The sequence below is a fragment of the Planomonospora alba genome (genome assembly GCF_039534085.1).
GTDB lineage: Bacteria > Actinomycetota > Actinomycetes > Streptosporangiales > Streptosporangiaceae > Planomonospora_B > Planomonospora_B alba.
The window spans coordinates 57,096-83,280 of record NZ_BAAAUT010000035.1; the positions used below are offsets into that span (position 1 = coordinate 57,096).

General features: G+C 72.7%; 25 protein-coding genes. 13 read left to right on the top strand and 12 right to left on the bottom strand.

Annotated features, from left to right (window positions below; all coding sequences use genetic code 11):
• From ABD823_RS21340 to ABD823_RS21350, 3 genes are read right to left on the bottom strand one after another with little or no spacing between them, the layout of a single operon-like run.
• On the bottom strand, positions 1-1,005 hold the full coding sequence (locus ABD823_RS21340; RefSeq protein ID WP_344862301.1) for an ABC transporter substrate-binding protein: 1,005 nt from the start codon (positions 1,003-1,005) through the stop codon (positions 1-3).
• A complete protein-coding gene (locus tag ABD823_RS21345; RefSeq protein ID WP_344862303.1) occupies positions 1,002-1,796 on the bottom strand; it encodes an ABC transporter ATP-binding protein in 795 nt (264 codons plus the stop codon). The genes ABD823_RS21340 and ABD823_RS21345 overlap by 4 nt, the downstream gene beginning before the upstream one ends.
• A gap of 2 nt (positions 1,797-1,798) precedes the next feature.
• On the bottom strand, positions 1,799-2,929 hold the full coding sequence (locus ABD823_RS21350) for a FecCD family ABC transporter permease (RefSeq protein WP_344862305.1): 1,131 nt from the start codon (positions 2,927-2,929) through the stop codon (positions 1,799-1,801).
• A gap of 403 nt (positions 2,930-3,332) precedes the next feature.
• On the opposite strand from ABD823_RS21350, the gene ABD823_RS21355 reads away from it, so the two are divergent.
• From ABD823_RS21355 to ABD823_RS21380, 6 genes are all read left to right on the top strand, one after another.
• Positions 3,333-4,133 carry an IucA/IucC family C-terminal-domain containing protein gene (locus tag ABD823_RS21355; RefSeq protein ID WP_344862307.1) on the top strand — a complete coding sequence of 267 codons (801 nt, stop codon included), beginning with the start codon at positions 3,333-3,335 and terminating at the stop codon, positions 4,131-4,133.
• Between the two features lie 345 nt (positions 4,134-4,478).
• Positions 4,479-5,021, top strand: coding sequence for a DUF4396 domain-containing protein (locus ABD823_RS21360; protein ID WP_344862309.1), 543 nt, complete (start codon positions 4,479-4,481; stop codon positions 5,019-5,021).
• Positions 5,022-5,211: 190 nt separating this feature from the next.
• On the top strand, positions 5,212-5,451 hold the full coding sequence (locus ABD823_RS21365) for a hypothetical protein (RefSeq protein WP_344862311.1): 240 nt from the start codon (positions 5,212-5,214) through the stop codon (positions 5,449-5,451).
• Positions 5,452-5,509: 58 nt separating this feature from the next.
• On the top strand, positions 5,510-5,887 hold the full coding sequence (locus ABD823_RS21370; protein WP_344862313.1) for a YceI family protein: 378 nt from the start codon (positions 5,510-5,512) through the stop codon (positions 5,885-5,887).
• 60 nt (positions 5,888-5,947) lie between these two features.
• Positions 5,948-6,727, top strand: coding sequence for a pirin family protein (locus tag ABD823_RS21375; RefSeq protein WP_344862315.1), 780 nt, complete (start codon positions 5,948-5,950; stop codon positions 6,725-6,727).
• Complete coding sequence (locus tag ABD823_RS21380; RefSeq protein ID WP_344862318.1) at positions 6,697-6,945, top strand: hypothetical protein; 249 nt, start codon at positions 6,697-6,699, stop codon at positions 6,943-6,945. Before ABD823_RS21375 ends, ABD823_RS21380 begins: the two co-directional genes overlap by 31 nt.
• Before the next feature lie 42 nt (positions 6,946-6,987).
• On the opposite strand, the gene ABD823_RS21385 is transcribed toward ABD823_RS21380, so the two are convergent.
• The 3 genes from ABD823_RS21385 to ABD823_RS21395 all read right to left on the bottom strand — a co-directional run bounded on the left by ABD823_RS21385 (position 6,988) and on the right by ABD823_RS21395 (position 10,399).
• The gene (locus ABD823_RS21385) at positions 6,988-7,407 is read right to left on the bottom strand and encodes an STAS domain-containing protein (protein ID WP_344862319.1); all 420 of its coding nucleotides are present in this window, start codon (positions 7,405-7,407) and stop codon (positions 6,988-6,990) included.
• 252 nt (positions 7,408-7,659) lie between these two features.
• A complete protein-coding gene (locus ABD823_RS21390) occupies positions 7,660-8,199 on the bottom strand; it encodes an ATP-binding cassette domain-containing protein (protein ID WP_344862321.1) in 540 nt (179 codons plus the stop codon).
• A 625-nt stretch (positions 8,200-8,824) separates the two neighbouring features.
• Positions 8,825-10,399 (bottom strand): methyl-accepting chemotaxis protein, encoded by a 1,575-nt coding sequence (locus tag ABD823_RS21395; protein WP_344862323.1) that lies wholly within the window; start codon positions 10,397-10,399, stop codon positions 8,825-8,827.
• A gap of 127 nt (positions 10,400-10,526) precedes the next feature.
• Here ABD823_RS21395 and ABD823_RS21400 point away from each other — a divergent pair, with 127 nt between their 5' ends.
• Positions 10,527-11,387 carry an ABC transporter substrate-binding protein gene (locus tag ABD823_RS21400; protein WP_344862325.1) on the top strand — a complete coding sequence of 287 codons (861 nt, stop codon included), beginning with the start codon at positions 10,527-10,529 and terminating at the stop codon, positions 11,385-11,387.
• Between the two features lie 341 nt (positions 11,388-11,728).
• Here the strand turns inward: ABD823_RS21400 and ABD823_RS21405 are convergent, their stop codons facing one another.
• Positions 11,729-13,183: an alpha/beta hydrolase family protein gene (locus tag ABD823_RS21405; protein WP_344862327.1), complete on the bottom strand. Its 1,455-nt coding sequence runs from the start codon at positions 13,181-13,183 to the stop codon at positions 11,729-11,731.
• Positions 13,184-13,672: 489 nt separating this feature from the next.
• Here ABD823_RS21405 and ABD823_RS21410 point away from each other — a divergent pair, with 489 nt between their 5' ends.
• Positions 13,673-14,851 carry a sensor histidine kinase gene (locus ABD823_RS21410; RefSeq protein WP_344862350.1) on the top strand — a complete coding sequence of 393 codons (1,179 nt, stop codon included), beginning with the start codon at positions 13,673-13,675 and terminating at the stop codon, positions 14,849-14,851.
• Positions 14,848-15,507, top strand: a complete 660-nt coding sequence (locus tag ABD823_RS21415; RefSeq protein WP_344862329.1) for a response regulator — start codon at positions 14,848-14,850, stop codon at positions 15,505-15,507. Before ABD823_RS21410 ends, ABD823_RS21415 begins: the two co-directional genes overlap by 4 nt.
• Positions 15,508-15,625: 118 nt before the next feature.
• Here ABD823_RS21415 and ABD823_RS21420 read toward each other — a convergent pair whose 3' ends face one another.
• Positions 15,626-16,513: a LysR family transcriptional regulator gene (locus ABD823_RS21420; protein ID WP_344862331.1), complete on the bottom strand. Its 888-nt coding sequence runs from the start codon at positions 16,511-16,513 to the stop codon at positions 15,626-15,628.
• 283 nt (positions 16,514-16,796) lie between these two features.
• On the opposite strand from ABD823_RS21420, the gene ABD823_RS21425 reads away from it, so the two are divergent.
• Positions 16,797-18,029, top strand: coding sequence for a serine hydrolase domain-containing protein (locus ABD823_RS21425; protein ID WP_344862333.1), 1,233 nt, complete (start codon positions 16,797-16,799; stop codon positions 18,027-18,029).
• Positions 18,030-18,182: 153 nt separating this feature from the next.
• On the top strand, positions 18,183-18,458 hold the full coding sequence (locus ABD823_RS21430; RefSeq protein ID WP_344862335.1) for a hypothetical protein: 276 nt from the start codon (positions 18,183-18,185) through the stop codon (positions 18,456-18,458).
• Between the two features lie 89 nt (positions 18,459-18,547).
• On the opposite strand, the gene ABD823_RS21435 is transcribed toward ABD823_RS21430, so the two are convergent.
• The 3 genes from ABD823_RS21435 to ABD823_RS21445 form a co-directional block, all read right to left on the bottom strand.
• The gene (locus ABD823_RS21435) at positions 18,548-19,417 is read right to left on the bottom strand and encodes an alpha/beta hydrolase (protein ID WP_344862337.1); all 870 of its coding nucleotides are present in this window, start codon (positions 19,415-19,417) and stop codon (positions 18,548-18,550) included.
• Positions 19,414-20,499 carry an alpha/beta hydrolase gene (locus ABD823_RS21440; RefSeq protein WP_344862339.1) on the bottom strand — a complete coding sequence of 362 codons (1,086 nt, stop codon included), beginning with the start codon at positions 20,497-20,499 and terminating at the stop codon, positions 19,414-19,416. Before ABD823_RS21440 ends, ABD823_RS21435 begins: the two co-directional genes overlap by 4 nt.
• A 479-nt stretch (positions 20,500-20,978) precedes the next feature.
• Positions 20,979-21,950 (bottom strand): magnesium transporter CorA family protein, encoded by a 972-nt coding sequence (locus ABD823_RS21445; protein ID WP_344862341.1) that lies wholly within the window; start codon positions 21,948-21,950, stop codon positions 20,979-20,981.
• A gap of 247 nt (positions 21,951-22,197) precedes the next feature.
• Here ABD823_RS21445 and ABD823_RS21450 point away from each other — a divergent pair, with 247 nt between their 5' ends.
• Together ABD823_RS21450 and ABD823_RS21455 are read left to right on the top strand one after the other, a co-directional pair.
• Positions 22,198-22,794 (top strand): TetR/AcrR family transcriptional regulator, encoded by a 597-nt coding sequence (locus ABD823_RS21450; RefSeq protein WP_344862343.1) that lies wholly within the window; start codon positions 22,198-22,200, stop codon positions 22,792-22,794.
• A 2-nt stretch (positions 22,795-22,796) separates the two neighbouring features.
• Positions 22,797-23,648: an NAD(P)-dependent oxidoreductase gene (locus ABD823_RS21455; RefSeq protein ID WP_344862346.1), complete on the top strand. Its 852-nt coding sequence runs from the start codon at positions 22,797-22,799 to the stop codon at positions 23,646-23,648.
• A gap of 569 nt (positions 23,649-24,217) precedes the next feature.
• On the opposite strand, the gene ABD823_RS21460 is transcribed toward ABD823_RS21455, so the two are convergent.
• On the bottom strand, positions 24,218-25,834 hold the full coding sequence (locus ABD823_RS21460) for a methyl-accepting chemotaxis protein (protein WP_344862348.1): 1,617 nt from the start codon (positions 25,832-25,834) through the stop codon (positions 24,218-24,220).
• Between the last annotated feature and the right edge of the window lie 351 nt (positions 25,835-26,185).

Here is a 26,185-nt window from a genome sequence, read left to right on the forward strand (position 1 = left end):
TCATCTGTCCAGCTCGCGGAGGTAGGCGGCGAACTTCTCCAGACCGTCGATGGTGCGCGGCCCGCTGATGCCCTCGTTGTAGTCGAGGATGAAGAAGCGGTCGTTGACGACGGCGGGCAGCTTGCTGGTGGCGGGGAACTCCTTCAGGAACTCGATCTTCTCCCGGGCGGGCTTGTCCCCGTAGTCGAGGATGATGATGACCTCCGGCCTGGCCTTCACGACGGCCTCCCAGGTCACCTCGGTCCACCGGGCGTCGAGGCCGGCGAAGACGTTGCGGCCGCCGGCGAAGCGGATGATGTCGTTGGGCGGCACCTGGCTGCCGGCGGTGAAGGGCTTGTCGGTGCCCGAGTCGTACAGGAAGACCGGGACCTGCTCGCCCTCGGGCGCCTGCGCCCGCACCGCCTCGACGCGCTTGCGGTACCCGTCGACCAGGGAGCGGGCCCGGTCCTCGACACCGAAGATCCTCCCGAGGCGCTCCAGGTCCGTGTAGAGGCCCTCGAACGGCGTCACCCGCTCCGGATATCCGGGGTAGTTGAAGCACGACTCGGCGTGCATGAAGCTCTGGATCCTCAGGCCGTCGAGGATGGCCGGGGTGATGCCGCGCTGGTCGCTGAAGCCCGAGCGCCACCCGGCGACCACGAAGTCGGCCTTGGCCTCCACGACCAGCTCGCGGTTGAGCAGGTCGTCGCTGAGGAACTTCACCTTGGCGTACTCCGCCGCCCAGGGCGACTCGGTGACGGGCGGGTTGGCGGGCGGCATGACGTAGCCGTGGACGTGCTCGGTGAGGCCGAGGGCGAACATCTTGTCGGCGCTGCCGCCTTCGTAGACGACGGCGCGGTGCGGAGTGGTGTACTCGACCGGCTGGCCGCACCGGTTGACCGTCACCTTCCGGTCGGCCGCGGGGCCGTCCACCCGGGCTCCGCAGCCGGTCAGCAGCAGGACGCCCACCAGGGCGGGGACGGCGGAACGCAGCGGGCGGGACGCCAGCGGGGAGCGCGTGCTCACGCGGGGTTTCCTTTCTCGGTCGGGGTCGGGCCCAGGTCGTAGAGCACCTGGGGGACGCCGGTGAGGGGGTGGGGGACGATGCTCGCCGCGACGTCGAAGACGTCGCGCAGGAGCGCTTCGGTGAGGACCTCGGCGGGCGGCCCGCAGGCCACGAGGCTCCCGTGGGACAGCACCGCCAGCCGGTCGCACGCGGAGGCGGCGAGGTTGAGGTCGTGCAGGGTGACCAGCACGGTGAGGCCGGATCCCCTGAGCATCGACAACAGCCGGAGCTGGTGGTGCAGGTCGAGGTGGTTGGTCGGCTCGTCGAGGATCAGCACCTGGGGCTCCTGCACGAGCGCGCGGGCCACCAGGACCCGCTGGCGTTCGCCGCCGGACAGCGACAGCACGCCGCGGCCGGCCAGGTGCGAGACCTCCGTCTGCGCCATCGCCCGGCGGCACAGCTCGCGTTCGGCCGCGCTGAGCGCCTGGTTGCCGCGCAGGTGCGGGGTGCGGCCGAGCGCGACGACCTCCTCGACGGTGAAGTCGAGGTCGGATCCTCCTTCCTGGGTGAGTGCCGCGATCATCCGGGCGCTCTCGCGCAGGGGGATCCGGTCCAGGTCCCTGCCGTCGATGCGCACCACGCCCCCGGTCGGCCGCAGGGCCCGGTACACGCATCTGAGGGCCGTGGTCTTGCCCGAGCCGTTCGGGCCGATCAGACCGACGATCTGCCGGGGTCCGACGGTGAGCGCCAGGTCGCGCAGCAGGGCGGTCCCGTCGACGGAGACCGAGATCTCATCGAGCAGAAGGGTCATCGTCAGCGACCTCCGAACAGGTAGCCGCGGCGGCGCAGCAGGACGAGGAAGACCGGGACACCCACCAGTGCGGTGATCACGCCGATGGGGAGTTCCCGCGGGGCGACCATGGTCCGGGCCAGCAGGTCGGCCCAGACCATGAAGACCGCGCCGGCCAGCGGGGCGATCACGAGCACCCGCGCGTGCGCCGCACCGGTCCACAGGCGGACCATGTGCGGCAGCACCAGCCCGACGAACCCGATCGCACCGCTGACGGCGACCATCGCCCCCGTCGCCAGCGAGGTCAGCACGAACAGTCCCCGGCGCAGCCGGCGGGCGTCCACCCCCAGGCTCGCGGAGGTCTCGTCACCCAGGGCGAGCACGTCGAGGGCCCGGCCGAGCCGGCGCAGGACGATGACCGCGACGGCCACGGCGGCGGTCACGACGGGCAGGGCTCCCCACGTCGCCGCCCCGAAACCGCCCATCGACCAGAACAGCACCGTGCTGGTCGCCTCGCCGTCCGGCACGAAGTACACGATCACGCTCATCACGGCCTGGAAGCCGAACGCCATCGCCACGCCGGTGAGCACCAGCCGCAGCGGCGCCAGGCCCGCGGCACCCCGCGAGGCCAGGTAGACCAGGGCCGAGACGAGCAGCGCCCCGAGGAACGCGCCGGCCGACACCGCGTAGACCCCCAGTGCGGCGAGGGAGCCGGAGACGGTGACCAGCACCGCTCCCGCCGAGGCCCCCGAGGACACGCCCAGGACGAACGGGTCGGCCAGCGCGTTGCGGACCATGGCCTGGATCGCCACGCCGACCGCGCTGAGCCCGGCTCCGACCACGGCCGCCAGGAGCACGCGCGGGGTCCGCACCTGCCAGATGATCTGGTACGACGTCACCTCCTCGGCGGTGATCAGCCCTCCGGTGAGAGCCGCCCACAGGTAGCGGAGCGTCTCGCCGGGTGGCACGGCCGCCGCGCCCAGGCCGATCGCCAGCAGCACCGAGACGGCGAGGGCGCAGACCAGCAGGGCGGCGGCCGCGGGCGTCGGCAGTGCTCGCGCCGGCGGCCGGAGGGTTGCCTCCGGCGGAGCCGGAGCGGGAGGAAGGGAGCGCACGTCGAGGTCCGGGCGCTGCGAGGCGGAGGACGAGCCCACGAAACACTCCGATAATGAGAACCGTTTTCACAAGACGATAGCAGTGGCCGGAAGACCACCGAACCGGGGGCCAGTCGGCCGTCGGTGTGCAGCCATCTCCAACCCGTCGCAGAGGTCATGTTCCCGACCACGGCCGCCCGGGGCCGGTCCGCGCACAGGTCCTCGCCACCGGCGGCCTTCCTCATCGGACGTCTCCGGCGCACCGGGACCGCGCACACCCCGGCCGAAGCCGAGCGCATCGACCGGGCCTCCGCCTCCGCGATGCCGCCGTCCCCGCCGGCGGCGCCGCCGGCCGCGATCGCGTTCGCGGTGACGTGGTAATCGGGCCCGCGTCCCGGCCTGCCGCGCCGATGCCGCACAATGGTCCGCCGACAGCGCCGCCGTCACGCGAGGAGTCCCCATCGTGTCCCATCCGCCCGCCGACCCGGCGACCGTGCTCACGACCCTGGCCGGGTACGGCGAGCGCTACCGGCTGGAGACCGCCCCCGGCACGGGCGAGGACTGGATCGCCGCCGACCGGCTGCTGGACCCCGCCTCCGAGGAGCTGACCCGGGTGCTGGAGGCCGAGCGGACGGCCAGCGGGCAGGTGTCCGCGCACGCCACGGCGCTGACCGTGATGGCCGTCTACGCGGGCACGGTCACCGCTCCCGCTCTGCTGGCGTGGGCGCTGCACGACCAGGTGCTGGACGTGCGGCCGCCGAACGTGCTGCTGCGGCTCGACGACCACCACGGGTTCGCGGCCGTCGCGCTGCGCCGGCCCCGTCTGGCCGACGTCTCCCGCACGACCCCGGACGAGCGGCTGCGACTCCTCGTGGGCCAGGTCCTCGACGAGCACCTGTTCCCGGTCGCCGAGGCGCTGCGGGCGCGCAGCCGCGCGGGCCGGCGGCAGTTGCACGGCGGCATCGCCCACGGGTGCGCCGCGGCGTTCGGTGCCGCGAGCAGGAGGCCCGGAGCCGACGTCGACCTGCTGCAGCGTGCCCACGACAGGTTCCTCGCGGCCTGCCCGCCGGAACTGGGCACGCTCGGGGAGACGGTCCGGCTCTCCGAAGACGGCGCCGAAGGACTGTTCTACCTGCGCCGGACGTGCTGCCTGTTCTACACCGCCGTCCACGGCGACAAGTGCGCCAGTTGCTGCCTGGACAGCGTGGAGGACCGCATCACCCGCTACCGCCGCATCCTCACCGGCGGCGCGGCCCCGCACTGACCCGCCTTCCCGCCCTCCCCTCCGCCGGAGAGGGCTCAGCGGCGGCGGGCCACGAGCGGAGGTCCGCCTCCGCCGTCCGCGGGCCGTCCGCCGGGGCGACCGGTACGGGCACCCCGCCTTCCCGTTGAAGGCCGCCCCGGCTGTCGTGGGCCGACGGACACGGCCACCACCGCCGCCCGCACAGCGCGCCGCGGTTGCACCCGACCCGCGCGTCTGCGACGCCTCCCGCCCGGCAGCAGTGCGTTCTTCCTCCGACGGCCCTGCCCGGAAACAGCTTTGATTCTATACCCCCAGGGGGTATAGAATCGGGCGCGCAGTTCAGAACCGACGAACGAGGAGACCGCCATGTCCGAGCCGGCTCACCACACCAGCCACGGGGATCACGGAGGGCACCGGAGTCACCGCGACCACGGACACCACGAGCACGGCCACCAGGCCGGTCACCCGTCGAAGGCGAGCTGGCGGACAGCCGCCTCCGCCACCCTGCACTGCCTCACCGGCTGCGCCATCGGCGAGGTCCTCGGCCTGGTGATCGGCACCGCCCTGGGCTGGTCCACCGCGCCCACCATCGTGCTCGCCGTCGCACTGGCCTTCTTCTTCGGCTACCTGCTCACCCTGCTCCCGCTGCGCCGGGCCGGAGTGGACTGGGGCACCGCGATCAGGCTCGCCCTGGCCGCCGACACCGTCTCCATCATCGTCATGGAGATCATCGACAACGGCGTCATGCTGGCGATCCCCGGCGCCATGGACGCCGGCCTGGCCACCCCCCTGTTCTGGGGCGCCCTCGCCCTCGCCCTGCTGGTCGCCTTCCTCGTCACCACCCCGGTCAACAAGTGGATCATCGGCCGGGGCAGGGGCCACGCCGTCGTCCACGCCTACCATCACTGAGGAGAACACTTCCGGCGCGCGGGGACACGGCCGGCCGGCTCCGGCCGGTCATCGGCATGCCGGCCCGGTACGCCGGCAGCGGCCCCCTGAGCATCGCCGGCCGTCCGGTGCCACCTCCGGACAACCTGCCCGACCGCCCCGGAGGTCGGAACGGGGCCCGCCCCTGAAGTGTGGGCACCTCGAGTACCGGATGTTCGTCGCCGACCACCGAGACGCCTTCGGAGGCCCGCGCATCACCGCCGAGCTGCGCGCTGCCGGGCGGCAGGCCAATCGCGAGCGGGCGGCGCGGGTGATGCGCGGCGCCCAGCCGTGCCTGCATGCGCAGGTAGGCGCGCCAGGCACGCTGCCGGTCGTCGTCGAGCCGGCGGGTGTCCATGCGTCCGCCGCACCCGCTATACATGACACATCATCGAGTTTGCGGAATGAATGACGCGTCATGCGAGTTGAACCAAGTGAATGACACGTCATCTTCTTCTCGGAGGGTTCCCATGGCCGCCCCCGGCCTCGACCCGGACCCGTTCACCGGCACCTACACCCTCGACCCGGCCCACACCCCGATCGGCTTCGTCGCCCGCCACGCCGCGGTCACCAAGGTCCGCGGCGCCTTCGACGACTTCGACGGCACCGTCGTCTTCGACGCCGCCGACCCGGCCGCCACCGCCGTGACCGGGACCATCCGGGCCGCCAGCGTCGACACCCGCGACGAGCACCTGCGCGGCAACACCCGGCTCGGCTTCGAGGGCTCGGTGACGATCAACCGCAAGGACTACGGCGTGACCTGGAACGCCGCGCTGGAGACCGGCGATTTCCCGGTCAGCGACAAGATCGTGCTGGAGTCCGAGGTCTCCGCGATCAAGAACGCCTGATCAGGCCCGTCCCCGGCACCGGCGACCCGGCCCTCACCACCGTCCTGGAAGGAACCCGGCATGAACACCGGCATGAACACCCTGTCCCTCGCGCCCCGCATCGACGTCCGCCGCGCGACCGAGCGCTTCGCCACCGAGGCCGGCTGGCTGGACTCCAAGCACTCCTTCTCCTTCGGCCGCCATCATGATCCGGCCAACACCCACCACGGGCTGCTGCTGGTCAACAACGACGACGTCGTACGCGCGGGCACCGGTTTCGACACCCACCCGCACCGCGACATGGAGATCGTCACCTGGGTGCTGCAGGGCTCCCTGGTCCACCAGGACTCCGAAGGCCACAACGGCGTCATCTACCCCGGCCTGGCCCAGCGGATGAGCGCCGGCACCGGCATCCTGCACTCGGAGAAGAACGACTCCTGGCGCCTCTCGGGCGACGTGCACCACGAGCCGGTGCACTTCGTACAGATGTGGGTGGTACCCGACGAGACCGGCATCACCCCCGGCTACGAGCAGCTGGAGATCGACGCCGAGCTGCTCGGCGGCGGCCTGGTGCCGGTCGCCTCCGGCATGGCCGAGCACGACGGCGCAGCCGCCATCCGGATCAAGAACCGCTACGCCGCGCTGCACGCCGCTCGCCTGGCCCCCGGCCGGAGCGTGCAGCTGCCCGAGGCGCCGTTCCTGCACCTGTTCGTGCCGCGCGGCACGGTCACCCTGGAAGGGGCGGGCGCGCTGGCCGCCGGCGACGCGGTGCGCCTGACCGCCACCGGCGGCCAGAAGGTCACCGCCGCCGAGCCGGCCGAGATCCTGGTGTGGGAGATGCACGCCACCCTCGCCGCCTGACACGTGCGAACACGGGCGAGATCGACACCCTGCCGTCCGAGCAACGCCGCGGGATCCTGGGGACGGCTCTGCGCCAGACCGGACGCATCCGCCGTCTGGCCGTCAGCCTGCTGGACACCGACCGCATCGACACCGAGGGCCGGCCACGCTGGCGGGGCGGTCCGCTGACCGGACCGTCCCCTGACAGCGCCGACGTGGAGTGCGGGACCGAGCGGTGACCGCCCGGGCACCACCCCGCCGCGCTTCTCCGGCCGCGGCGGTCACGGAGCCGGGCTGAACCGGTCGTCGTCAGGACGCGCCCACCGGCCGGCCGACCTCACCGCCCGCAGGGCCGCGGCCAGATCGGCGTGCACCTCGAAGCTGCGGCGCAGCCCGGTCAGCTCCAGCCGGCGCGCCAGCTGCCCGTCGACGCCGGCCAGGATCAACCGCGCCCCCTTGTCCCGGCTGCGGCGCCCGGCGCGCACCAGCTCGCCCAGCCCGGCCGAATCGCAGAAGACCAGCTCGGCGACGTCGATGATGACGACCGCCACGTCCGGCAGGTCCCAGATGCGCTCCAGCGGTGCGCGCAGGATCGGGGCGGTGGACATCTCCAGTGCGCCACTGGCGCGCACCACGATGGCGTCCGCGTACAGGCCGGCCGAGACGGCCAGCCCCGCGGCGTCCTGCGGGGCCGACGACACGGGGACCACACTCCTTCTCGCCCACGGGGCACGGCGGGCGACGGTCTTTCCTGACCAGAAGAATGCCCGGCCTGGGCGAGTTGATTCCCGCCGGCGGCAGCCCGGGCGAGGGCTCGGCGTCCGGATGCGCCACCGGCCGGCCGGCGTGGTGACCCCACCGGTGGGAGGCGGCGGTGCGCGGCGCTGCCAGGCTCCGGGCCGGGGTCTCAGTCTCCCCCTCGTCCGACCGGAGCCCCGCCGCGGCGGAGATGTTCATCGGGTGTGGTCGGCCCGCTGCCACCAGACGGCCGTGGCCAGCGCCCCGCCGGCCCCGGCGAGTGCCACCAGCAGATGGCCGAGCAGACCGGGCGGCTCCTGACCGGGCCCGGCGACACCGGCCAGCAGCCCCGGGACCGACCAGGGGAAGTAGGCGCCGTAACCGAGGGCGGCGATCACCTGCGCGCAGAACAGCGCGGCGAACAGCGCCCCGACCGCGGCCAGGTACCCGCGCCCGGCACTGGCGGCCAGCACCAGCGGCGTGGCCAGCGCGCACGTCAGCGCCGCGACCAGCAGGACGCGACCCGCCCCGGCGGCCAGCACCGGCACCGAGGCGCCGGGCAGGTCCAGCAGCATGCGGATCAGCGTGGTCTTGCCCGCGCCGTTGAGGCCGAGCAGCGCGTAGATCTGCCCGCGCTCGGCGCTCAGGCTCACCCCGTCGACCGCGACGACGTCGCCGTAGCGCTTGCTCGTCGCGGTGGCGCGGACGGCGGGCGCGGCTCCGGCGCGGCGCGCGTCCCGCGCTTCCGTGCTCATGAGCCGGACTCCTGACGGACCCGGTCGCGCAGCCGGCGGAGGGCGGTGCCGTACCGGGCGGACACGCCGCGCTCGCCGCCGGAAGCCGCCGGCGACGTGCCCAGCGGCCTGCCCCCGCACGGGCCGAGCCTGTCAGCCGGGTGATCCATCGCATGCCGCGCCATCGGCGCCTCCGTCGCGGTCGACACGGAAACCGTCGTTGCCGACCAGACTTCCCGGCGCACCGCGCCCTACCGTAACAGCATGCCTCCGGCGGCGGGAACCGGCCGGAAGGGATCCGCATCACCGAAGCCGGCGCCGGTGAGGCGAGACCGGCGTGCTGCCGAGGAGCCACGAAGACCTCGGCGGGTACGGCCACAGGCCCGCCTGCCGCACACCCGTGATCGCCGGTGGCGGCGAATCAGGTGAGCCGGGAGGTCTGGTCGGCACGTCATGCCCCCTGGAGCCGGAGGACCCGCATGCGCGCCCGCGACTGGCGCGCACCCGCAACCCGCTGCGTACCCGCGAACCGCGCCGGGTGCCGTGGAGGCCGTGGTCTGCCCCGGGGCCTGTGGAGCCGCGTTTCCGGATCGTCATGCCAGGATGGTCGTGTTCTCGAACACCACCGGGCCAGGCCGTCGCGTGTTCAGACGGTGAACTGTTCGACGATGCCGTGCAGTTCCGCGGCCACCCGGTCGAGACGGCCGGCGGTGCGGCGGGCCTCGGCCACCCCGGAGGTGGTGATCACCGCCGCCTTGGCGACCTCGCTGATACCTGCGGCGATGTCGTCGGCGCCGCCCGCAGCCTGGGAGATGTTGCGGCTCATCTCCCCGGAGGTGGCGCTCTGCTCCTCCACCGCGGCCGCGATGGCGGTGGAGTGCTCGCTGACGGTCGCGATCACTCCGCTGATACCGGAGATGGCCGCGATGGCCGCGCCGGTGTCGGCTTGGATCGCCTCGATCCGCCGGGCGATGTCCCCGGTGGCCTTGGCCGTCTCCTGCGCCAGGTCCTTGACCTCGCCGGCCACGACCGCGAAGCCCTTGCCGGCCTCGCCGGCGCGGGCCGCCTCGATGGTCGCGTTCAGCGCCAGCAGGTTGGTCTGCTCGGCGATCGAGGTGATCGTCTTGATGACGGAGCCGATCTCCGCCGAGGAGGTGCCGAGTTTGGTCACGGTCTCCCCGGCGGCCCGTACGGCGGCCACGCCGGTGTCGGCCACCCGTGCGGCCTGGCTGACGCTGCCGGCGATCTCGGCGATGGAGGCGCTCATCTCCTCGCTGGCCGCCGCGACGGTCTGCACGTTGGCCGAGACCTGCGCGGCGGTCGCGGCGACCTGGTCGGAGCGGGCGGCGGTGCCGGTCGCGGCGGCGTCCATCTCGCCGGAGGCCGCGTTCAGCTCGCGGGAGGCCTCGGTCAGGGTGGCGCTGTGGCGGCCGATCACGGCCAGAGCGTCACGCAGCACGTTCACGGTCTGGGCCAGCGCGCGTGCCATCTCGCCCAGCTCGTCACGCGGGGAGGTGTCGATGGAGACGGTCAGGTCCTTGGCGGCCAGGGCCTTCATGGCCGACACGTAGGAGCCGATACGGCCCGAGACCCGCCCGGCCAGCAGTACGGCGGCGCCGCCCAGCAGCAGCGCGGCCAGCCCGGCGGTGACCAGGGTGAGGATCTTGGCGTCGGAGGCGACGTCCTGCGCCCGGGCGGAGGTCTCCTCGGCCTGCGCGGCGATACGCTGCTTCAGCCGGGGCAGGGCCTCGTCGAACGTCCGGTAGTGGCTTTCGAAGTCGGGGCGGGCCTGCGCGGCACCGGTCTGCTCGGGGTCGCTGACCACCCGGCTGGCCAGGGTGACCACCCGCTGCCCGGTGGCGATCATCTCCTGGGCGGTGTCCTGCAACTGCCGCACCTGAGCCGTCAGCTCCGGCTGGGCGTCGGTGACGCCGGCGAAGCCGGCGCGCAGGGCCCGTACGTGGCCGCCGAGCAGGTCGAGGGCCTGCTGCCGCTCGGCGCCGTCGCGGGTGGTCATCGCGTTCAGCACATCGGCGCGAAAGGCCACCCGGGCGGTGTCGGCCGTGCTGACGGCCTCCAGCGCCGTCGTCGCGGCGCGTGCCTTCACCTGGGCCTCCTCCAATTGGGAGATGCCCCGGTAGCCGATCAGACCGGCCACGCCCACGAGGAGGAAACCTGCCGCGGCCAAGGCCAGGATCTGATGCCGGATGGTGAGCCTCATCACTGCCTCTCCAGTCGCTTTCCCCCTGGTTCGGCCGCAAGAGGCCGGAGCTGAGCACTTAAGTGAGACGGGTCACTGCCGATTTCCCTGACAGGACCGACACCCTACGAGCATCCCGGGAACGTCTATGCGGATCACCACCTGGATCGCGGCCGCCGCCGCGAGTCTTCTGCTGGCCGGCTGCGCGGCCGCGCCCGACACCGCGGACGGCCCCGGCGCCGCCGGCGTGCGGATCTCCGCCGCCCGCGGCTCGGTGCCCGATGACATCCGCCGGGCAGGCGTGCTGGTCGTCGGCTCGGACCTGTCGTTCGCGCCCATGGAGTTCCTCCAGGACGGCGAGCAGACCGGATTCGACGTCGAGTTGGCCACCGCGATCGCCGGCAGGCTCGGCCTGAAGGCGGAGATACGGCAGACGCCCTGGCCCGAACTGCTCGGCAAGGTGGAGTCAGGCGACCTCGACGTGGCCATGTCCTCCATCACGGACAAGGCCGAACGGCAGCAGCGCGTCGACTTCGTCGACTACCTCAACGTCGGCTCCGTCGTCGTCACCCGCGGCGGGCAGGGCGGCGAGGGCATCGGGGATCTGTGCGGCCGGCGGGTCGCCCTGCCGGCGGGCACCCTGTACGTCGAGCTGGCCGAGGCGCAGAACAAGCGCTGCGCCGCGGGCGAGAAGATGACGATCATCGCCGTGCCCACGCTGACCGGCTCCAAGGAAACGGTCCTGGCCGGCAAGGCGGATGCCTACCTCGACGACTTCCCTCCGGCGGCGGTGTCCGTCCGGGAGAACCCGTCCCTGGCCATCTCCGGCCGGCAGATCGAGGCGGCGCCGTACGGTATCGCGATCGCCAAGGATCGCAGCGGTCTGCGCCAGGCCGTCCAGGCGGCCCTGTACGAGCTGTTCGACGACGGCACCTACGACAAGCTGCTGGACAAGTGGCAGATCAGCGAAGGCTCTCTCAAGACCGGCGCGGTCAACGGCGGCGCGTGACCTCGCCGCTTTCCGCTCCGCCCTCCCCGGGGCAGCGGATCAGGCGGGATCTCGCCGCTCGGAGCGCCTCCCGACCCGGTCGCCGCCTCCCCCGCGTTCGACGGCGACGGGATTGATCGGCCGCGACCGGGCGAGGCGGGAGCAGGTCCCTCGGACGGCGGCGTTCCAGGAACGGCCGGTCCGGTGCCGCCGGACGTCTGCCGTAGAAGGGCAGGGCCGGGCCGCCGTCGGAGCCGCCCGCCGGGACGCGCACCGACCGGACCGGCGCAGCGCCCTCGGAGGCGGACCCGTGGGTCCCCTTGCCGGGACGGCCGTGCCGTCGGCCGCCTCGGCGCATCTGGTCAACGGCTGTCGTCCGGGCGGTGGATGCTGAGGTCGCCGTAGGCCGACAGAACACCGGCCAGGTCACCGGGCCTGTGCCGCAAGGTGGCGTCCAGGAAGGCGAGAGTGGCTGCGGCGACGACGCGCGGGCTCTCGGTGCGACCCAGGGAGCCGACTATCGAGGGCACAGGCGGCAGGTACAGGGGGCCGTCCATGAAGGTGAGGTGTGCGGCGCCGGGGATGGTGAGCCGGTAGCCCGTCGCGGTGCCGAGCTCGAGGACCTCGGTGAGGCGGGGTATGTAGCGCGGGTCGGTCCCGGAGGTGACGGCCTGGGTGAGCGCGAGCGTCGGCTGGTGGAGGTGGGGAGAGGTGGGACCGTGGGGGTAGCCGTCCAGATCGATGACGGCGTCGAACCGGCGGTCCTGCCGGGCTGCCTGCAGAGCGGCGGCGCCGCCCATGGAGTGGCCGGTGACCGCGACTCGACCGGTGTCCAGGCGTCCGGTCAGCGGGCCGGTGATCTCGCCTCGGCCTAGGCGGTCCAGCTGGGTGAGGACGAGGCTGAGGTCGGCGGCCCGAACAGCCGTCCAGCCAACCGCCAGTTCGCCGTCCTCGTCCCGGTCCCCGGTGGAGGCGATCTCGGTGTGAATCGTTCGGCCGTCGTCGAGGACGACGGCGGCGGAGTCGTACGGGTGGTCGAGGGCGGCGACCACATAGCCGTGGCTGGCCAGCTCCTCCGCCCAGGCGGTGTTCTGGGTGCGCACTCCGCCCGACCCGGGAGAGAACAGCACGATCGGGAAGCGTTCGCTCCCACCGGCCACCGGGGCGTCGAAGACCGAACGGGTGCGGGCACGCGGGACGCCGTCGACCAGGAAGCCCGGCAGGCCGACCTGGCGGGCGAGGGCGTCGGAAACGGTGCGCGCCTCGTGCTCCGTGCGTCCGGAGTACTGGGCCCGCCGCGCGCCTGCGGGGCTCTTCTGCGCGGGATACCAGAGCTGGACCACGACCGTGCGCCGGTCGCGCGGATCGGCGGTGAAGCTCTCGGGGCGGCGTGGGTCGGTCCACTGCACCACGTGGGTACCGACCGCGAAACGGCCCGACGGCTCGGGGAACACGGGTACGGGAAAGGCCCAGGCGGCCACCGGGCCCGTGGCGATCAGGCCGGCGCAGGCCACCGACCCCGGCAACGCCAGCCACCGCCGGGCCCGCCGCGCCGGCCGGCCGGTACGGCGCCGCAGCAGAGGAGAGAAGGCGGACGGCGACGCGACGGCGGCGCCTGCCAGCACCGGCAGCATCTGCCAGCGGATCCCCGTCACGCTCAGCACGACCGCGGACGGCGCGAGAACCGCCCCCGCCGCGATCGCGACGCGTGGGCGGGCGACGGGGGGCAGCCAGCGCGCCACCACCAGCGCGACGGCACCCAGCAAGGCGAGGAGCTCCAGAGGGGACACGTACAGTCCCGCGATGATCTCGGTCACCCGGCCATCCTCAGGGCGGAGCACGCGATGCCGCATCGACCCCGGGTCTCCGCCGCATGCGCCCGGAGTCGCATCCGAGGCACATCCCTGTGCCACCGCAGTCGCAGTCGGGCACGCCGGATGAACGGCCGCTCCGCGACCGTGGACGGCAGCGGGACTCCTCCTGCGGTCGTACCTCGGCGCGACGCCATCAGACGGTGGACCCATGTGCTCGGCGGGCCTGTGGCCTACCGTGGCAGGGCCGCGGTACACGCCGGGGAGCGCGGGGCGCGGGCTCCTCACCCGGCCCGGCTCCGGCTGTACGCGGTGGCGGCCCCGACCGGGGCCGCCATGACGCTGAATCGACAGGGACGTGCGATGACCGAGGCGGCCGCAGAGCCCGGCGACGCCCACCCGGTGCGCCACCGGGACCGCGTACAGCGGACAGAGACACGCCTACAGCGGACGAGGACAGCCGTACGGCTGACGCGGTACGCCGACCTGGCCTCCATGCGGGCGGTGCGACTGGTGCGAGCCGCCCGGCGCTGGGGCCTCCGGCTGCCGCCCATGGTGTGGGACTCGGTGCTGCCGGTGCTGCTCCTGCTCAACATCGTGACCACGCGCGCGCCGCAGGAGCTTCCGGTGGCCGTGGTCCTCACCGCCGCCCTGGCGCTGCCCCTGGTATGGCGGCGCCGGGCCCCGCTCGCGGTGTTCGGCGCCGTGGCGGCCGCCGCCTTCGTCCAGTGGCTGATGGACGTCCAACTGCCGGCGGACGTCGCCTTGCTCGTGGCTCTCTACACGGCGGCCGCGAACTCGGGCCGGCGCGGCACGCTTGTCGCCGGTGCCGTCGTGGAGGGCGGGGCCCTGCTGGCCTGCCTGCGCTGGACGACGGAAGGCGCATTCCTGACCCCCTTCGTCGCGATGACCGCGATGGTCGTCGCCGCCGCCGTCCTGGGGGTGAATGTGCGGACCACGCGCGCCTACCTCGCGGCCGTGGAGGAACGGGCCGCACGCCTGGAGCAGCAACAGGACCAGCAGGCGCGACTGGCCGTCGCCGAGGAGAGGACACGTATCGCCCGGGAGATGCACGACATCGTCACCCACAACCTGTCCGTCATGGTCGCGCTCACCGACGCCGCCGTCTACGCGCAGCACCGCTCGCCCGACAGGGCCACCACCGCGATGCTCCAGATCTCCGAGACGGGCCGGCAGGCCCTGACCGACATGCGGCGCTCGCTGGGCATCCTGCGGACCGACGAACCGGACGCCGAGCGCCACCCGTTGCCCGGCATCGCACAGCTGGAGGCCCTCGCCGGCCAGATGTGCGCCGCCGGACTGCCGACCCGCATCGAGGTCCAGGGCGGCCACACCCACATACCCGCCACCGCGCAACTGACCGTCTACCGCCTGGTCCAGGAAGCCTTGACCAACACCCTCAAGCACACACCCGCCGGCACACGCGCGAAGGTCCGGATACGGTGCTCGACCGAGACCGTCACCGTGGACGTCACCGACAGCGGCCCCTGCCCGCCGCTTGCCGGCGTCGCACCGTCCGGCCACGGCATCGCCGGCATGCGCGAGCGCTCGGCCGCCTACGGGGGGAGGCTGCGGGCCGGACCGCTTCCGGGCGGCGGCTGGGGAGTCCACACCCGGCTCTTCCTCGGCAGCAGCGGAACGGCGTCCGCATGAGGATCCGCGTCCTGATCGCCGACGACGAAGCGCTGCTCCGCATGGCCTTCAGCACGGTTCTGGAGGCCCAGCCCGACATGGCGCCGGTCGGCGAGGCCGCGGACGGCATCCAGGCCGTACGCCTCGCCCGGGAGCTGCGCCCCGATGTCGTCCTCATGGACGTCCGGATGCCCGGGACCGACGGGATCGAGGCGACCCGGCAGCTCATCCGGATCTCCCCCCGGAGCAGAGTGCTGATCCTCACCACCTTCGACCTGGATGAATACGCCTTCGCCGGACTCAAGGCCGGAGCCTCGGGCTTCCTGTTGAAAAACGCCAGACCCGAGGAACTGCTCACCGCGATACGCAGCGTGGCCGCGGGCGACGCGGTGCTCTCCCCGCGGATCACCCGCCGCCTGCTGGAGGACTTCCGCCCGCACCTCCCCGGCGGCGACTCCGACCGCGACGAGCGGCTGAGCCGGCTCAGCGCCCGTGAGCGCGAGGTGCTCGTCCAGGTGGGCCGCGGCCTGTCCAACGCCGAGATCGCGGCCGCCCTGTACCTCGCGGAGGCGACCGTGAAGTCCCATCTGGGGCGAATCCTGCAGAAGCTCGAACTCCGCGACCGGATACAGGCCGTGGTCTTCGCCTACGAAAGCCGCCTCATCCACCCGGCATGACGCCGCCGCCCGGAGCCGGCGGCGTCCCCAGAACGAGAAGTCTCGCCAGCGGGCCGGGCGGAAGCGGCCGGGCGTGACGTTCCGTCTGCGCGAACGCGACGTGGCCGGGAGGCGCGGCTCAGGCGGGAAGGGGGCCGAGGTCGGCGGCGACCCGGGCCAGTGCCCGGACGAGGTCGTTCTCGGTCTCGGTACGCCACACCAGGGCGTACGGCAGGGCGTCGAGGTCGCTGACGGGCAGGTAGGCGATGTCGGGCCGGTTCCAATAGCGCATCATGTGGGCGGGGAAGAGGTTGACGATCTGCCCCGTACTGGTCAGGGTGAGGATCTCCTCGGTGCTGCCCACCATGGGGCCGCGTTGGATCGGGCGGCCCTTGCGGGTGTGGGACGGGACGAAGCCGTCGGCCCAGTAGTCCGGCCGCGACGGGGAGTCGCTGTGCTGGAAGTCGGCGAGCACATCCAGGCGGACGGATGTGCGCCGGGTGAGTTCGTGGTCGGCGGCCACGGCGAGCACCCGTGGCTCGGCGAGCAGGACCGGGCCCACCGTCAGATCGGGTTCGTCGACCGGCAGCCAGCAGACCAGCACGTCGAGGTCGCCGCGGCGCAGCCCGGCGAACGGGTCGACGAAGGAGGCGTGCTGAATCTGCAGCCGCCACTGCGGGTGGCGGGTGCGGAAGGCGTCCCAGTAGGGGCGCAGGTCGTGGGCGTTGAGGGGGAGCATGCCGACGCGCAGCACGGCGGTGACGCCCTGGGCGGCGAGCTTGGCCCGGCGCATGCCGTCCTGCAGCCCGCTGTAGACGGGCCGCAGGTCGTCGCGGAGCTGACGGCCGAGCGGGGTCAGCCGGACCGTGCGGCTGGTGCGTTCGAACAGCGCAGCGCCGATCTGGCGTTCCTGCTTCTTGATGGCCTGGGTGATGCGGGCGGGGGATACGCGCAGCCGTTCGGCGGTCCGGCCGAAGTGCAGCTCTTCGGCCAGGGTCAGGAAGATCTCGATGTCGCGAAGGTCCACGATCCTCCTTGGCGTTAACCCGGGGGTTAATGCAGCCTTGCGCAGGTTGTCGTTGTTCCGCCCCGTTGTTCGCGTTGATCCTAGTCGCCGGGAGATTCGGACAATCTCTGGAGCGGCGGGATGACGCCTTTGCCGGGCAGGACGGCGTCGATCACCGCGGCCTCGGGACCGCTGGGCGGGCCAGGCCAGGCTCACCCCGGCCCTGGTGCGGCGCTCATGGACACCCATGGGCGCCACGCCGGGGCGGGTTCCACAAGATCGAAGACTGCGGGTAAGGAGATTCATGATGGGAACCGGTGGCAGCGGCTTCACCATGAAGGGGCTGCGCAGGTTGCGCGAGGTGCTGGAGCGGCACGTCGATTCCGGGAAGATCCCCGGGCTGGTGGCCCTGGTCAGCCGGGGCGGCCAGACTCACGTCGAGACGCTCGGCACGATGCGGCACGACGGAGGCGCGCCGATGCGCCGCGACACGATCTTCCGTATGGCCTCCACCTCCAAGCCGGTCTCGATCGCGGCGGCGATGGTGCTGCTGGACGAGTGCCGGCTGCGGCTGGACGACGTGGTGGACCCGTGGCTGCCCGAGCTGGCCGACCGCCAGGTGCTCAAGCGCGTCGACAGCCCGCTGGACGACACCGTGCCGGCCCGCCGGCCGATCACCGTGCGGGACGTGCTCACCTCCACGTTCGGCCTCGGCATGGACATGACGGCGCTGGGCACCCCGATACTGAACGCGATCTTCGAGCGGGGGCTGACGCCGAACCTGCCGGTGGAGGTGCCCGAGCCGGACGAGTGGATGCGCCGCCTGGGCGAGCTGCCGCTGATGCACCAGCCCGGCGAGCGGTGGCAGTACCAGATCAGCAGCGACCTGGTCGGCGTGCTCGTCTCCCGGGTCAGCGGTCAGTCGTTCGAGGAGTTCCTGCACGAACGCATCTTCGAGCCCCTGGGGATGGAGGACACCGGTTTCCACGTGCCCGCCGACAAGATCGACCGGCTGCCCGTCCTGTACGCCCCCGACCCGCGGACCGGCGAGTTCCAGGCGTGGGACGAGCCCGAGGGCGGCCGGTGGAGCAAGCCGCCGGCGTTCCAGGGCGGCGGGGGCGGCCTGGTCTCCACCGCCGACGACTACCACGCCTACTTCCAGATGCTGCTCAACGGCGGGACGCACCAGGGCAGGCGGATCCTGTCGCGGCCCGCGGTCGAGCTGATGACCACCAACCGGCTCACGCCCGAGCAGAACGCCGCCCGCACCGCCCTGGCCACCGAAAACGTGCACATCTCCTTCGGCCAGGGACAGCAGGGCGGCTGGGGTATCGGCATGGCGGTGCGCACCTACCGCGGCGACTACGCGCCGATCGGCCAGTTCGGCTGGGACGGCGGCAGCGGCACCTCCGCCTACGCCGACCCGGTCAACCGGCTCACCGGCATCCTGCTCTGCCAGATCGGCTACACCGTGCCGAGCCCCGCGCACCTGATGAACGACTTCTGGACCACCCTCTACCAGGCGATCGACGACTGACGCCGAGCCCACGCCGGTGGGCGCGGGCGTCCGGGAGGGGATTCCCCCGGCGACCCGCCCCAGCCGCCGGGATCCGCCGGGCACCGCCAGGACCGCATTCCCCCCTTCATCCGTTCCACCGAACCCCGGAACACATCCGAGGAGCACACGACCATGCCCATCACCCTGACCGACCAGGACAGGCTCACCCTGCGCACCGCCGCCTACGGCGCCGTTGCGCTGATGTCCGCCGCCGATGCCGCCGGCAAGCCCCACCAGGCCGCCACCGAGGGCTCCATCGCCCTGGCCTCCGCCACCGGCCCGGTCGGGCACGTGCTCGCCGCGTATCCCAAGGACGTGAAGCTGGACGGCACGTCCGCAGCGGCGATCGCCGACCAGGTGCTGCCGGCCCAGCCCCACCGTGGCGGACATGAGCCGCAAGATCACTGAAGCCCTCGACGCTGCCTGACGGGATGTCGGCCGGCGCAGCCTCCCTGAGGGGGTGGCTGCGCCGGGTGCAGGCCACCCTGTCCCGCGGGTCAGTGCGCGAGAGCGCGTACGGCGGTGGCGACCGCCGCGCTGCCCCGGGGGGACAGGGTGATCGTGTAGTGGTTGACGCCCTCCACGGTGGACTCCGCGACGCCGGGCAGCCACTCGGTGGCCCGGCCGGGTGCGTACAGCGGCAGGTCCGGCTCGTCCAGCATGCCGCGGGCCGCCCGAAGGAACACGGCGGGCACCGGCAGCGGCTCGGGGACCGCTCCGGGCAGGGCGTACACCTCGGGCGCGTCGGCGAGCGCGGCCTCCATCCGGCACGCGGCCTCGAACCGGTCGCCCAGGTCCACCAGGTCGTAGTCGGCGTAGGCCGCGCACGCCTCGGTCCACTCGGCGAAGGCCGGATGCGCGCGCCACAGGTCCCGGCCCTCCTCCCGGGTCGCGAACGTCCGCTCCAGCCGCGCCACGATCGGCCCCACCGTGCGTTCGATCGCCTCCCGTACGGTGCCCGCGCCCTCGGGCAGGGGGAGCGGCGCTCCCCCGTCCACCAGGACGAGCCGGTCCACCAGGTGCCGGTGGCGGCGGGCGGTCTCTGCCACGACGAATCCGCCCATCGAGTGCCCGACCAGCAGGGCCGGCCCGCCACCGTGGTGCTCGATCACGGCGGCGAGGTCGTCGGCGTGCGCGGCCATGCCGTACGGCTCCGGCAGATCCCGGCTGCCGCCCCGGCCGCGCAGGTCCACCGCGACGAAGCGATGGTCGCGCCCCAGGTCCGGGCCGAGCAGCGTCCACGCCAGGTGGGAGGAGGTGATGCCGTGGGCGGCGACGACCAGCGGCCCCCGCTCGCCCCACACCCCCGCCCGCAGTGCGCCACCCCGGACGGGCACCCGCTCCCGGCGGTAGACCGGCTCGCTCATCGGCCCGGCGCGTCGGCCGCGTCGCCCGTCACGTTGCCCGCCGTCACGTTGCCCGCCGTCACGTTGCCCGCCGTCACGTTGCCCGCCGCCGTATCCGCCACGAGGCGGGTCACGATCGCGGTGAAGTCGGCGGTGCGCTCGATGTGCGGGCTGTGCCCCACCCCTTCGTAGACGATCTCCTCGTAGGACCCCCCGGCCTCGGCGTAGCGGTCGAGGACCGCCCTGGTCTCGGTGACCATCGGCTGGGGCGGGCAGAGCTCCTCACCCGGCCAGCCGGGAACCGCGCCGAGCTTGCCGAGGTAGGCCAGGTCGAACAGGGACGTGTCCGAGACGATCTGGTCGGCGTCGCCCCGCACCCAGATCACGTGCGGCTTGCCGGGAACCGCGACCAGGTCGTCGGCGATGTCGAACCACTGCGGCGCCATGGCGTTGAGCACGCCGCGCCGGCCGGCTCCCACGCCCGGCCAGTCGCCGCAGGCGACCGCGTCGCCCGGGTAGTTGCCCTCACCGGTCGCGGTGGACAGGACCGTGTCGAGCAACAGCTCCTCGTCCGCGCCCAGGCTCGCCGGATCGGCCACGTAGTACGTGCGCAGGATCATCCGGGGGCTGACGGGCGAGTCGTCGCCGCGGTCACCGGCCTCCAGGCGGGCCACGAAGTCGGGGTTGGCCGCGCCCGCCCCGCCCAGGCCGAAGCCGTACGGCGACAGCGGCGCCTCCAGGAGCAGCGCGGCGACCCGCTCGGGGGCGTCGATCAGAAGCTGCATCGCCACACCGCCGCCCATGGAGTGAGCCACCACGACCGGGCGGGTGCCGGCCGGGAAGACCTCCTCCGCGTCCAGCAGCGCGGCCAGGTCGTCGGCGAAGTCGCGCAGTCCGCGGGTGGCGTCGACCGGAGCGGCGTCGGTGCTTCCGTAGCCGCGCAGGTCGGGTGCGACGATCCGCCAGTGCTCGGGCAGCAGCCGTACCAGCGGCTCCCAGAACGCCGCGGAGGAGCAGTTGCCGTGGACCAGCAGCACGGGCGGGCCGTCGATGGGTCCGCGGACCAGGAGGTTGTGCCGCAGACCACGAACAGTGAGTTCCATGCACGGATCCTGCCAAGGAGGACTCCGGCCGACAGTGTGGTCCGGCGACATACTTTTCTCCGCCGCATGTCGGCCGACTCCGCATCCGGCGCGCCCCGGCCGTTCGGGCCCGGCCGGTGAAGAAGGCCCGCCCAGCGCAGGCCGAGGCCGCCCCGGACGTGGCGTGCGGAGCGGTAGTGAACGCCGCTCGGCTCCGGCCGTCCCGGGGAGGCCAGGGCTTCGGTCCGCGGCGGTTCGCTGCGCTGCTGGGCGTCGCCCCCCCCCAGTGGACCGCGGCGCTACCTGCCGCACGGCTTCCCGCCCTCTGTCCCGCCGCCCCACCGGCGAATCCACCCCGGCGTGGCGCGGCGCGGCGCGGCGCCTGAACGCGGATCAGACAGAACTCGCGGGATCAAACATCCCCTGAGGGATGTTTTGCGCCTCCGGTCCACCGGCCTCGTCCGCTTGGCGGCTCGTGTGCGGCCGCGGAAACGGGCGTGTCACAGCCAGTTCTTCTTGCGGAACACGGCGACCAGCACAGCGGAGACGACGACGATCAGCAGGGTGGAGGCCCAGAACCCGCCCGGCTGCCCGGCACCCGGATAGGGCACGTTCTGGCCGTAGAAGCCGGTGATCGCGGTGGGCACGGCGATGACCGCCGCCCAGCTCGTGACGCGCTTCATGATCTCGTTGAGCCGGTGTCCCTGCTGCGACAGGGCGGTCTCGCGGATGTTGCCGACCAGCTCGCGCAGCGAGTCGACCCACTCGGCCACCCGCAGCACGTGGTCGTAGACGTCCTGGTAGTAGGGGACCATGGCGGCGTCGACCACGTGCAGGTCCCGGCGCAGCAGCGCGGTGAGCACCTCCCGCATGGGCAGCACCACCCGGCGGAAGGTGACCATGTCCTTGCGCAGGTCGTAGGTGCGCCGCTGCAGGGACCGGGCCGCGCCGCCGTCGGTGAACAGCTCGTCCTCCAGCGCCTCGACGCGCTCGTCGAGGGCCTGGACGACCTCGAAGTGGCCGTCGACGACGACATCGAGCAGACCGTGCAGCAGGAAGCCGACGCCGTGCCCGGCCAGGCCCGCGGCGGCGTCCCAGCGCTTGGCGATCTGGTCGATGTCGAAACGGTCGTCGGAGCGTACGGTGACCAGGGCGTTGCGGGTGACGAAGACGTTGATCTCGCTGGAGTCGGCGTGCCCGGTCGCGGCGTCCAGGCGCACCGCGTAGACGGTCAGGAACAGGTGGCTGTCGTAGACGTCGAGCTTGGGGCGCTGGCGGTCGTGCAGGACGTCCTCGACCGCCAGGGCGTGCAGGCCGAGTTCCTCGGCGATCACCGCCAGGTCGGCGGGGGCGGGCGCGCACAGGTCGAACCAGACCGCGGCGTCGGGGTCGGTGATGTGCTCGGAGACATCGGCGATGGGGAATCCGGCGGATTCGAGCACGCCGTTGCGGTACAGGCGGGTACGGACCATGACCGCCAAGAATAGGAGGCTCCTCCCCTATTCCGCCCGGGTGATCGGCCCGCCCCGGCGGAGAACGCCGGAGGCGGTGGAGGACTCGGGCCACCCGCCGTCGACGGGCTCCCCCGGCCTCGCTCCGGCCGGTCAGCCCGGGACCGCACCGGGTGACCGGCCGGGTGGCGGCTCCGGCCGCACGCGCAGCCCGGCTCCGACGACCGATACTTGACTGATCATTCCACATACGGGATAGGATGGCCGCATGGCACGGACGAGGGAGTTCGACACCGACACGGTGCTCGACCGCGCGGTCGACGTCTTCTGGCGCAAGGGCTACGCCGCGACCTCGATCCAGGATCTGGTCGAAGCCACCGGGATCGGCCGCGGCTCGCTGTATGCGGCCTTCGGCAGCAAGGACGGCCTCTACGAGGCCGCGCTGCGGCGCTACGCCGTGCGGGCCACCTCCGACATCGCCGCCCGCCTCGCGAGCGCGGCTCCGGCCCGCGAGGTCCTGCGCGACCTGCTCACCTGGCTGGTGGACGCCACGGTCGGCGACCCGGAGCGGCGCGGCTGCCTGATCACCAACACCGCGACCGAGCGACTGCCGCACGATCCGGTGGCCGGTCGCGTGGTCGGCGAGGCGCTCGACCGCAACGCCATGTCCGTCACCGCGGTGCTGCGCCGCGCCCGCGAGCACGGAGAGCTGCCTGCGGACGCCGACGTGACCGCGATGGCCGACCTCGTCATGACGACGATCCAGGGACTGCGCGTCCAGGGCAAGGCCGGGGCCGACCGGCGCCGCCTGGTGGCGGTGGTCGACCTGATGCTATCTGTACTGTTCAGTAAAGAAAGAGGCTGACTATGACCACCGTCGCGTTGCTGGGCACCGGGATCATGGGCGCGGCCATGGCGCGCAATCTGGCCAGAGCCGGCCACGAGGTGAGGGTGTGGAACCGGACCAAGGAGAAGGCCCTGCCGCTGCGAGGTGACGGCGCCCTCGTCTTCTCCGCCCCGGCCGAGGCCGTGTCCGGTGCCGATGTCGTGATCACCATGCTGAGCGACGGCGACGCGGTCGGCGAGGCCATGACCGCCGCAGCGCCCGGGTTGCGGGCCGGACAGGTGTGGGCGCAGATGAGCACGGTCGGCGTGGCCGCCATCGAACGCCTCGACGCTTTCGCCCGGTCGCACGGGCTCGTGTTCGTCGACGCGCCCGTGCAGGGCACCCGGCAGCCGGCCGAGGCCGGAACCCTGGTCATCCTCGCCGCCGGGCCCGCCGACGAGCGGCTCGACCCCGTCTTCTCCGCTATCGGCAGCAAGACCCTGTGGGTGGGAGAGGTCGGAGCGGCCACCCGGCTCAAACTCACCACGGTCGGTTTCGGGATCATGTTGACCTCCGTGCTGGCCGAAGGGCTCGGCGTGGATCCGGCGCTGTTCGGCCAGGTGATCACCGGAGGACCGATGGACAGCCCTTACCTCCAGGCGAAGATGAAGGCCGTCCTCAGCGGGGATTACTCGCCCAGCTTCACCGTGCGCAACGCCGGGAAGGACACCCGGCTCATCACCGAGGCCGCCGCGGCCGCCGGGATCGCGGTGGATCTGGCCGAAGCCGCCGGTGAGCGGTTCCGGCGTGCCGAAGCGCGGGGACACGGGGACGACGACATGGTGGCGGGTTACTTCGCCAGTTTCGCCGACGGCCCGGCCGCCTCCGCGTAACGGCCGCTTCCTGGACCGGACGGACGCCACAGCGGCCGCCTCCGTCGTCCGCGGACGCGCTTCGACCGCGTGGACGACCGATGAGTCCCCGGCATCGCACCGCCGGCCATTCGGTCTTCATCGCTCCGTCTCGCGGTCGGGTCCTCCTGTTCGCAGTTCCGTGTTCGGCACCCCTCATCGCCGACGGCACCGTTACTCGCATTTCCCGATTCACTTAAAAATACGTCGGAGGCCGGCGATGTCACCTCACCGGCCTCCGATGTCGCCTTCCTGGCAACACCACCCTGGATACCAGGCAGGCCATACGACGAATGCCCATTCATCATCTCGCGCGATCGGTCGTGCACGCAGCGTCCGCCGAGAGGTGAATGGAGTGACCCCTATGAAACTGACGGAAGCCCTGCCCGGCCGCCCCGCCCTCGCCCTGCGCGAGCGCACCCTGTGGCGGCTGCCGTACGAGCCGGCGGCCCGGACCTGCGCAGCCGCGCCCGGCTGCCCTACCGGTGCGCCACGGAGCTGTTCGAGGCCGCCACGGAGAAGCCGCCGGGCGGGCCGCGGCAGACGCTGCCTCAGATGGTGAAGCGGCCCACCAGGTCCCGCAGGGATCGGCTCATACCGGCCAGTTCGGCAGCGGACTGCCGCGCCTGCGTCACCCCTTCGGTGGTGACTACCGCAGCCTGTGCCACACCGGCGATGTTGACCGCGATCTGGTTGCTGGAGGCTGCGGCGTCGGCGATGTTGCGGTTCATCTCGCCGGTCGTGGCGGTCTGCTCCTCCACGGCTGCGGCGATGGCGGCCTGGTGGCCGTCGATCCGCCCGGTGATCTCGCCGATCCGGTCGATCGCCGCCATCGCCGCGGCCGTGTCGGCCTGGATGGCGGCGACCCGCTGGGAGATGTCCTCGGTGGCCTTGGCGGTCTCCTGGGCCAGGTCCTTGACCTCGCCCGCGACCACCGCGAAGCCCTTGCCCGCCTCCCCGGCGCGGGCGGCCTCGATGGTGGCGTTGAGCGCCAGCAGGTTCGTCTGCCCGGCGATCGAGGTGATGGTCTTGACCACGTCGCCGATCTCCGCGCTGGAGGCGCCGAGCTGAGACATCATCGCGTTGGTTTCGCGGGCCACCGTCACGGCCTCGGCGGCGACCTGGGCCGCGTCGGAGGTACCGCGGGAGATCTCGCCGATCGCCGCGCCCATCTCCTGGCCGCCGGCGGCCACGGTCTGCACGTTGTGGGAGACGTCCGACGCGGCGGCGGCCACCACCCCGGACTGGGCGCTGACCTCCGCGGCGGAGGAGGAGATGCGCTCCGAGACCTGCGAGAGCCGCTCGGAGGAGGCTGCCAGCGTGTCGCTGTGATCGATCACGGTGGCCACGGTGGCGCGCAGCGAGGCGGCGGTGGCGTCCAGGGCCTCACCGAGCCGGCCGAGCTCGTCGCGGCGCTTCATGCCCAGGTGCACGGTCAGGTCACCGCGGGCCAGCCGTCCCAGCGCCTCCATCACGGTGTGCAGCGGACGCACCACCGATCGGGTCACCCCGGCGCTGAGCACGACGGCCAGCAGCAGCGCCACGGCCAGCGCGCCCCACAGCACGCGCTCACCGGTGGCCGATACCTCGCCGGCCTCGGCCTCCAGCGCGGCGATGCGCTTGGCGATGGAGTCCTGCAACTCGTCACTGACCATGATGCCCAGGGCCCAGGCGTCGGCGGCGGGTCCCTCGTTGATGTTGTCCATGGCCTCGACGCGCCCGGCGCGGGTGTCGGCGCGCAGCATCTCCACGATCCGGTCGTCCCAGACGAAGAAGTCCTCCCAGGCGGGGCGGAGCTGGTCGAACTTCTCCCGCTCGGCCGCCGTCATGTACTGGGTGTGCGTGCCGTCCAGGGTGGCGAACAACGCCTCCTTGGTCTTCATGAGCTCGGAGCGGTTGTAGGAGTCGGGTGCGATGGCGGCCGCACCGCCGTAGGCGCCGGCGTCGGCCACGACCAGGCCCTGCCAGCTGGTGGCGTCGGCCACGTGGTAGACGAAGGTCTGGATGTCGTCTTCCACCTGCTCCAGTTGGGTCATCCGCACGCTGATGTCGGCTTGACGCTGCATTCCCCACTGGCCGACGCCGACCGCCACCGCGATGAGCCCGGCCACCAGGGAGAACGAAAGACCGAGCCGCTTGCCGACGCTCAGACCGCTCAGTCGAGACACGAGGCACTCCTCATCAGGAAGAATCGATGGTCAATCGATTCTCCGGTCGGCAGGGCGCCGGGGAATCTGAGGAGTGCGCCCAAGGGACAAGGCTGCCGGACGGGCCGTGGGCCCTGCACCGGCTCAGACACTCCGCCCTGACCCACGCCGCCGAGGACGGCGCCGACACCTCCGCCCTGCTCCTCGGCCACACCTCGGCGGTGTCGCCGGCCTGCTACGCCCGCGTTCTCCCCGAGGCCCTGGTCCGCCGGCAGGAAGGCCGCGGCCCGGTCGCCCGCTTCATCGAGGGTCCTGGACCGGTTGGGGGCGGAAGGCGACGTGCAGCGCGGCGGGGCACTGGTGGAAGGGGCC